The 8,215-nt window shown below is 44.1% G+C and carries 7 protein-coding genes and 1 pseudogene; 4 read left to right on the forward strand and 4 right to left on the reverse strand.

The features are described 5' to 3' along the window. Positions 1-183: 183 nt before the first annotated feature. On the forward strand, positions 184-1,368 hold the full coding sequence (locus tag A37S_RS0121965) for an ATP-binding protein (protein WP_028298809.1): 1,185 nt from the start codon (positions 184-186) through the stop codon (positions 1,366-1,368). Positions 1,369-1,434: 66 nt separating this feature from the next. Here the strand turns inward: A37S_RS0121965 and A37S_RS0121970 are convergent, their stop codons facing one another. From A37S_RS0121970 to A37S_RS0121980, 3 genes are all read right to left on the reverse strand, one after another. Continuing rightward, complete coding sequence (locus A37S_RS0121970) at positions 1,435-3,816, reverse strand: FtsX-like permease family protein (protein ID WP_028298810.1); 2,382 nt, start codon at positions 3,814-3,816, stop codon at positions 1,435-1,437. 164 nt (positions 3,817-3,980) lie between these two features. Then, positions 3,981-6,344, reverse strand: a complete 2,364-nt coding sequence (locus A37S_RS0121975) for an ABC transporter permease (protein WP_028298811.1) — start codon at positions 6,342-6,344, stop codon at positions 3,981-3,983. A gap of 314 nt (positions 6,345-6,658) precedes the next feature. Beyond that, the gene (locus A37S_RS0121980) at positions 6,659-6,868 is read right to left on the reverse strand and encodes an addiction module protein (protein ID WP_036603838.1); all 210 of its coding nucleotides are present in this window, start codon (positions 6,866-6,868) and stop codon (positions 6,659-6,661) included. Positions 6,869-7,042: 174 nt separating this feature from the next. Here A37S_RS0121980 and A37S_RS27325 point away from each other — a divergent pair, with 174 nt between their 5' ends. The 3 genes from A37S_RS27325 to A37S_RS0121995 are packed head-to-tail and all read left to right on the forward strand — an operon-like array spanning position 7,043 to position 7,897. Then, on the forward strand, positions 7,043-7,189 hold the full coding sequence (locus A37S_RS27325; protein ID WP_157279015.1) for a hypothetical protein: 147 nt from the start codon (positions 7,043-7,045) through the stop codon (positions 7,187-7,189). A gap of 52 nt (positions 7,190-7,241) precedes the next feature. Next, positions 7,242-7,535, forward strand: coding sequence for a type II toxin-antitoxin system HigB family toxin (locus A37S_RS0121990; protein WP_028298813.1), 294 nt, complete (start codon positions 7,242-7,244; stop codon positions 7,533-7,535). Positions 7,536-7,540: 5 nt separating this feature from the next. After that, positions 7,541-7,897 carry a helix-turn-helix domain-containing protein gene (locus A37S_RS0121995; RefSeq protein ID WP_028298814.1) on the forward strand — a complete coding sequence of 119 codons (357 nt, stop codon included), beginning with the start codon at positions 7,541-7,543 and terminating at the stop codon, positions 7,895-7,897. A gap of 105 nt (positions 7,898-8,002) precedes the next feature. Here the strand turns inward: A37S_RS0121995 and A37S_RS27625 are convergent. Then, positions 8,003-8,215: pseudogene (locus A37S_RS27625) on the reverse strand (IS256 family transposase); the annotation flags it as partial.

Consider the following 8,215-nt stretch of genomic DNA (forward strand, 5'->3'; position numbering starts at 1 on the left):
GGCTTTTTTATCTAATGAAAATATTTACTGATAATCAGTAAGTTAAGTGAGTTTATTGCCTGTTTTTAAGTTTATCCGTTTGGTAGTGATATTTTATATGTGCTAATCTTTGAAAAAGCTATCTTAAGAAGTACATAACAAAACTATTTGCAATTACTCAATATATTGAGTAAAATTACATTTATGTTTGAGAGGCTTTATTTGCAGCATGTTATAAAGAGAATAGAAGAGCCAAGAAAGTTCATCCAAGTGCTTATGGGGCCTAGACAAGTGGGAAAAACCACTTTGGTGCATCAAGTAGTGAAAAAATTGGCTATTCCCCACCTCTTCGCTTCTGCTGATGGGGTAGCTGCCGCAAACCATACCTGGCTAAAGCAACAATGGGATACGGCTCAAGCCTTGATGCAGAAAAGTGAAAGCCTAGAATTTTTACTCATCGTAGATGAAATACAGAAGATAACCAATTGGAGCGAAACCATTAAGCTGCTTTGGGATAAGGATACGCGTGAAGGTATAAATCTAAAAGTCATCTTGCTTGGATCCTCACGTTTGTTATTACAGCAAGGGTTAACCGAATCATTGGCTGGGCGTTTTGAAACGACTTATATGGGGCATTGGTCTTTTGAAGAGATGCAGCAAGCTTTTGGATGGGATGTAGATCAATATGTATGGTTTGGTGGCTATCCAGGAACGGCGATACTAGTGGATGATGAGGAACGCTGGAAACGTTATATCACGGATTCACTGATAGAGACTAGTATATCCAAAGACATATTGATGCTCACAAGGGTAGACAAGCCTGCATTAATGAAACGACTTTTTGAACTAGGCTGCCTATATTCTGGTCAGGTATTGTCCTATACCAAAATTATGGGACAGTTGCTGGATGCAGGCAATACCACTACACTGGCGCATTATCTACAACTGTTGAATACAGCAGGTTTATTAAGCGGCCTCGAAAAATTCGATCATAAAGTAATCCGAAAACGATCCTCCAGCCCTAAATTTCAGGTGCATAATACCGCCTTGATGAGTGCACAGCGTGCCGAGCGGTTTGGCGAGGTCCATAGCCAACTCGCGCTATGGGGGCGAATAGTGGAATCGGCTATTGGCGCATACCTCATTAATGCATCGTATCCCGACGGATTTGGCCTTTACTATTGGCGGGAAGGCAATTACGAGATGGATTTTGTATTGGAGCATCGTGGCAAAGTGATTGGTATTGAGGTGAAAAGCGGAACTACCATGCTCAAAAGCAGTACAACTGAATTTGGTAAGCGGGTAGCCCCAGACAAGATCTTGCTGGTGGGGCAGGGAGGCATCCCTTGGCAAGAATTTCTGACCATTGAACCAAAGTCACTCTTTTAGAGTACATCAGGCAAGTAAGCAGGAAACTTACAGCGTATAACTCCTATTCGTCGCGTAGCGACTCCATCACTCATCCCTAAGACTGTCGACAGGATTGGCCACTGCCGCCCTGATGGCCTGTAAACCTACCGTAAGCAAGGCGATCATAATGGCCACCAGTCCTGCCAGGGCAAACATCCACCATTGCAAGTTGATACGATAAGCAAAATCTTCCAGCCATTTGTTCATAGCCCACCAGGCAAGGGGGGAGGCAATCAGCAGGGCGATCAGTACGAGCTTTAGGAAATCTTTGGACAATAAACTGACGATGCCCGACACGGAAGCGCCTAGCACCTTACGAATACCGATTTCCTTGGCGCGTTGCAAAGCCGTCAGGGTGATGAGGCCGAACAGTCCCAAGCTACTGATAAAAATAGCTATGGCAGCCGATACGGCAATCAGTTTGCCCTGCCTTTGTTCCGATTGATAGAGCATTTCAATGTTATGGTCCAAAAAGTGATAGCTGAACAGCTCATTGGGGAAATGATCCCGCCATTGATTTTCCAGTTTGGACAGTATATTCATGGTATGCCGACCATTGACTTTTATGGCCAGGGTCTTGGTCATGTCCGCTGCGTAGCCTAATACGGTGGGCTCTATGGTTTTGTTCAACACCTGGGTGTTATAGTCTTCGACTACACCTACTATTACACCTTTTTTGTTGTCGTGCATGCCCCCCGCCAATAGGGATTTTCCCAGTATATCCTGATAGTCTGTATATCCGAGCATTTGGACAAACTTCCGATTGACATGGTATTCCGGCACATCTGCCGCTTCCCTGAAATTTCTTCCGGCCAACAGAGGGATGCCGAAAGTGCGCAGGTAGGCAGAATCGGCATAGGTAGATCTGGCAGGCCAGGTCTCGAAATCTTCCCGATTATCAAACTGAAACGTACCGCCGTGCTGGCCGTGCATGGTGGGCGCGCGAAAACAATAGCTGTAATGTAACACTTCCGGTTCTTCGTCCAGGAGCTTTTTGAAAAGGCCTTTGCTTTGTTCTGCCTTGCTCGGAAGATCTATGGTAACAACGTTTTGGCGGTCAAAGCCCATATCGGTCGACTGCATATAACGTATTTGAGCAAATACGACGATGCACGAGATAATCAATACAATAGCCAACGCATTTTGAAATACCAATAGCGGTTTTCGCTTGATCGTACTTCCCAGGGCAATTTGATTTTTCAGCGCGCGAATGGCGTTGGTGCGCGCGAGTACAAACGATGGATAAAGTCCGGAAAGCAAAGAGACACCCATCCATGCCAACAACGCAGCCAGTAAGAGTTGCCAATTATAGCTGATGGCTATGGGCTCATTCTCCAAAAGAAAACGATTGAGCAGTGGAATAGCCACATGCGTAAAAACAATGGCCAGTACCATGCTACCAGCACTGATCAGGAGCGATTCGGTCAGGAAGAGACCTATCAGCTGTCCCTTGCTGCTTCCCAGTACTTTGCGGGTGCCTATTTCCTTGTTGCGCCTGGTATAATGTGCCGTGGTAAGGTTGATGTAGTTCAATGTGGCTATCAGCAATATGGCCAGGCCTATGGTACCCAATATCCAAAGTGCCTTGGCAGACGATGTACCGCCATACCTGGGATCGAAGTGCTGGTCCAATAAAGGCAATAGCTTCATGTCATATAGCTTGGCAGCCTCCTCTCCGAAGTATTTTTTGGTATGCTCGTTGAGCGACTTTTCAATAGGGCTTATGGCGTTCCTATCGGCTACTTTTATGTAAACTTGATTGCCGGAGGTGAGATAGCCCCAAAAAGTAAAGAAATAGTCGTCGTCGCTGGGCATGATGGTTTTGATGCTTTCCAGGGAAACGTATGCTTCGGCTTTCAGGTCGCTATTCTTACGGCTATCGTCCACCAGACCCACCACTTTTAAGGGAACGGACTCGCTGGTGTACAAGACTTGTCCCATGGGGTTCTTGTCTCCGAAAATACGCTGTGCCAAGGTAGACGTGAGGGCTATGTTGCCGGGCTCGTTCAGAAGCCTTGGTTCGCCTTGCAGCCAGGGAATGTCGAATAGTTCGAACCATGAAGCGTTGCTATAGTTTATCCCTTTTTGAACGGCAAAAAGCTGATTTTCATGCTTGAGCGTCAAATTTTGCTGAACAAAGGCGTAAGCGGCACCTTCTACTTGGGGAAAATCGGTTTTCAGTGCGTTGTAAATGGCGTAGGAGGTGCCATTGCTGTGCTCGGTCTGCTCCAGGTGCAGGTCGTATACTACATGGTAGATGTTTTCTGCCCCTGGATGAAAGCTATCATAGCTTCTGTGAAACTGGATATAGGAATAGATAACCAGGCAACAGGTGACGGCTATCGCTAGTCCAAAAAGATGGATAAAGGTATATACCTTGTTCTTGCAGAGGTTGCGCCAGGCAATTTTGATGTGATTTCTGAGCATTTTCTTAGCTTTCAGCAGTCGGCTTTCGGCCCCCTGTATTATTTTACTTTATTTAGCTATCAGCTTTTGGCCATTAGCAGTCAGTCACCTATATAGTCTGCTGCCAACTTTTGGTCGTTTGAAAGGCAGCTGATGGCTGATAACTGACGGCCGATAGCCGTTCACTATTCATCCCTCAGACTATCAACCGGATTGGCTATTGCTGTCCTTATGGCCTGAATGCTGACCGTTAGTAGTGCAATTGTCACGGCAGTCAGCCCCGCCACGGCAAACATCCACCATGCTATGTCTATCTTATAAGTGAAACTGTCCAGCCATTTGCTCATGGCCCACCAAGCAATGGGGGAGGCGATGAAAACGGACAATACGGCCAGTTTTACGAACTCTTTGGAAAGTAATTGGACGATTCCTCCTACGGAAGCGCCCAGCACCTTGCGGATACCTATTTCCTTGCGGCGTTGTCCCATGGTAAAAGTAGCTAGGCCAAAAAGGCCCAAACACGAAATAAAAATAGTTAGCATGGAAAACAAGCTGGTAAGCATGGCCGTATGTTGTTCCTCTTTAAAGTTCCGGGCATAGGCTTCGTCTACAAAATTATACTCCAACGTAGCATTGGGATTGTATTGCTTAAAAACGGCTTTTATGGCGGCCAAGTTCTGCGATAGGTTTTTATCGGGGCTTAGCTTCAGGTACATATAGTTGAACCAGTCGCCAGAACCCAGTATAAACAAGGGATTGATGGACGCATATGGCGAGTAGAAGATAAAATCTTTGACCACACCTACTACATGCCATTGCTGTTCCCCGTTTTTGACGATAGCGCCAATGGGGTTCTTCAGCCGCATGGCCTTTACGGCCGCCTCGTTCAATAACATGGCATCGACATCCGTGCGATAGCGCTGGATATCGATGTCCCTGCCTTGCACTATCTGAACGCCGGTGGTAGAGGAGAAGTCTGTATCCGATGTGATGGCGACAAAGGCCTGATTGTTGTCTTCGGGCGTGCTACCGGGCCAGGAAAAATTCAGGGAGCCGAAGGTCTGCTGCGTAATGGTACCAGAAGAACGGGTGACCGAAGTGGCAAGGTCCGCTGATATAAGGTCTTGCTTAATGGCCTCGTAATGATTCCTAATGTTGCTGTTCAGTGGCAGATAGATTAAATTGCTTTTGTCATAGCCTTGATCCCTGTTTTGGGCATGTTGTATTTGCCTGCCAATGATCAAGGTTGCAATAATCAGTGTGATGGTAAACGAAAATTGGAAAACGACCAAGACCCTTCGGAGGCGAAATGGATATGGGCCTGTTCTGAACGCGCCCTTCAATACCTTGACAGGCTTGAAGGAAGAAAGAAGAAAGGCTGGGTAGCTTCCCGCCAAAAAGCCTGTCGTCAATACAAAACCAATGGCAAAACACCAAAAGGAAAAATCCATATAAGGAATTTGGATGCTGGTGCCCAACAGGTCATTGAATGGTTTTAGGCTGAGAAAGAGGAAAACAAAAGCCAGGCATGCCGCCAGTGCAGCAAGCAAAATAGATTCACTTAGAAATTGATAGACAAGCGTTTTTCGCTGTGCTCCAACGACCTTACGGATGCCCACCTCTTTGGCGCGCTGTTCGCTTTTTGCCGTGCTGAGGTTCATGAAATTGATACAGGCAATCAGCAAAATAGCCAGTGAGATAAAGGTGAATAGCCTGACTTTATCTATAATGCCTCCCGTGAAATAACCATGCTCTGCCTTGTTGTACAAATGCCATTGGGTAGCGGGATGCAGAAAGAGTTCATTTTGCGCTATTTTTAAATCGACAAGTGTGTTTCGGAGCTTCGACTCGACCTGTTCGACACGAACCTCAGGTTTGAGTAATACGTAGGTCGGAACTTTCAGGTTGACCCAAGAGTTTGCTATTTCTGGACCGATGCTGCGTTCAAAATAATTCCAGGGGAGGAAATAAGCGACGTCCTTAAAACGGCTATTGGACGGTATGTCTTGCAGTACGGCAGTAATGGTGAAATTGTCGGCCGAATCCAGTTGAACATGTTTACCTACCACATCGTTCGTTCCGAAGAGCTTTTCGGCAAGCGAGGCTGTCACAACGATGTTGTTGATGGACGCAAGCCTATCGCCGAGAGAATCATGAATGACTGGGAAATCAAATAAATGAAAAAAATCGCTGTCTGCAAATATCCCTTCACTGTTGAAATACCGGTCATTGACGCTCAACGTGCCGCTTGTCGCACTGCTTCTGACCACTTTTTCCAATTCGGCATGGTTGTTCTGTAGGATAGGGGCCAATGGATTGCCTACACCTTCCCAGGCATAGGTGTCGTTATTGAAGTTCCCACGATTGTATACCTCGTATATCCTATCCGTATTCGTATAGAAGCGATCAAAGGTCCACTCGTTCTCTACCCAAAGGATGATAATGGCCGCAGCGGCCATGCCGATGGCTAGGCCGAATATATTGATAAAGGCATATCCCTTTGCCCTTTCCAGATTGCGCCAAGCGATTTTGAAATAGCTTCTTAACATAGTACATAGTAGTTAGACATCAGATATCAGACTGTATCTTGCGAGTTTTAAGTCGTAAGTATTAAGTTTCTCCGCATTAATCTCAATAAGCACAAATAATGCGAATATTATTATCTTATTGATTAACAGGTTTTTGTGTTTTGTCGCCTTGGTTAAAATTGTACGATAATGTACATTGGGTGTACGAAAACGGACATGTTGGTTGGTGGTTATAATAGAAATTTCTTATAATCTGGAAAACCAATTTTTGGGGCTTATGCTAGTATGAAAGACTGCTAGTACGAGATTCATCTGATAATAGCAAGCGGAAAAGTTCATCTTTTCTTATGAAGATCCGATTTGATGTCTTCCCATTCGTAAAACTTTGTTTCGCCTCGTTGAAGGCGATCTAATCGCCTATCTAATTCTTCTCGATGCGAAACAGGCGGCTGGATATCATCTTTATCAATGGTTTCCCAAATAGTACCAATCATGGAGATACGTTCATTGATGCTTAAATCTAATATATCTTTTTTATGTATCATGGTGTACCCAATTAGAGAATGACATATCTAATTCAAAGATAAGTTAATAGTATGATAATTACAATGTCCTGTCTGTGCTCTATGCTATGAAGACGCTTTTATTTACATAATGTATTCCTAACTTGTAACATCGGTAGTTTGTAATGCTCTAATTATATACCTTATGCCCATCCCATGCTGGCCCTGAAATCCATGTGGCCAGGACCAAATGCAACGGTGGACATCAACGTATTTTCCCAGGAGGTGTACGCGGGAATGCTTATCGCTGTTGTCGTTTTCTTTTTGGGTTATCTGGTGGTGTCGAAAAAGAGTGTGAAGTAAAAGTTCCCGTTTTGGGAAATTTAAATTACCTTTGTAAAAAGATGGACTTGGATTGAGAATTATAGCGAAGAAAATATTAAGGGAATTTTGGGCAATTTATCCAGATTGCGAACAGCAATTAAAATCTTGGTATCGAGAAGCTAATAGATCGATTTGGAAAAATCTCAATGAATTAAAACAAGACTATCCCAGTGTAAGTATTTTGAATGACAATCGGGTTTGCTTCAATATCAAAGGGAACAATTATAGACTGATTGTTCGGATTAATTTTGACTATCAAATGATGTGGATACGTTTCATCGGAACTCATGCAGAATACGACAAAATTGACGCAAATAAAATTTAGAAATCATGAGGTTGAAAACTATAAAAACGGAACAGGATTATCATCAAGCCTTGGAAAGGCTTGAAATCATCTTTGATGCAAAGCCAGGGACAAAAGAAGGGGACAAGTTGGATATTTTAGGGATTTTAATCGAAAAGTATGAAAACGAACATTTTCCTATAGAATTGCCCGATCCAATTGAAGCTATTAAGTTTAGAATGGAACAACTGAACTACAATCAAAACGATTTGGCAAAGGTAATAGGGCAAAAAAGTCGCGTGAGTGAAATATTGAACCGAAAAAGGAAGCTTTCACTTGAAATCATCAGGAAACTACACGAAAATTTACATATCCCAACGGACGTGCTTATTCAGGAATATTGATGACAGCAAAGAAGTTCCTTGACGTTCCTTTTTTACGGGAGTGTAAAACAAACTGTGTCAATGGCTCAATTACCGCCCCGCGGGGCGGTAATTGAGCCATTTTTCTTATTGCAAATCTAAGACCATTCTTCCCGGAAACCAAATCGCTAATTTCTGTGCCGTTGTTCCCCAATTGGCCAGTGGCATCGTCCATTTCTTCTTAATGTTTTTATGTGCTAAATAGATCAGTTTCAATAACGCCATATCTGAGGTGAAGGCACCTTTAGTTTTTGTGACCTTACGGACTTGGCGATGGAACCCCTCGATCGTATTGGTGGT

This window comes from Olivibacter sitiensis DSM 17696 (assembly GCF_000427965.1).
Classification (GTDB): Bacteria; Bacteroidota; Bacteroidia; order Sphingobacteriales; family Sphingobacteriaceae; genus Olivibacter; species Olivibacter sitiensis.

Excerpts from the sequence above, each read along its gene's own strand:
- A37S_RS0121980 (WP_036603838.1), bottom strand. The coding sequence starts at position 6,868 with ATGATACATAAAAAAGATATATTAGATTTAAGCATCAATGAACGTATC.
- A37S_RS0121975 (WP_028298811.1), bottom strand. The coding sequence starts at position 6,344 with ATGTTAAGAAGCTATTTCAAAATCGCTTGGCGCAATCTGGAAAGGGCA.
- A37S_RS27325 (WP_157279015.1), top strand. The coding sequence starts at position 7,043 with ATGCTGGCCCTGAAATCCATGTGGCCAGGACCAAATGCAACGGTGGAC.
- A37S_RS0121965 (WP_028298809.1), top strand. The coding sequence starts at position 184 with ATGTTTGAGAGGCTTTATTTGCAGCATGTTATAAAGAGAATAGAAGAG.
- A37S_RS0121970 (WP_028298810.1), bottom strand. The coding sequence starts at position 3,816 with ATGCTCAGAAATCACATCAAAATTGCCTGGCGCAACCTCTGCAAGAAC.
- A37S_RS0121995 (WP_028298814.1), top strand. The coding sequence starts at position 7,541 with ATGAGGTTGAAAACTATAAAAACGGAACAGGATTATCATCAAGCCTTG.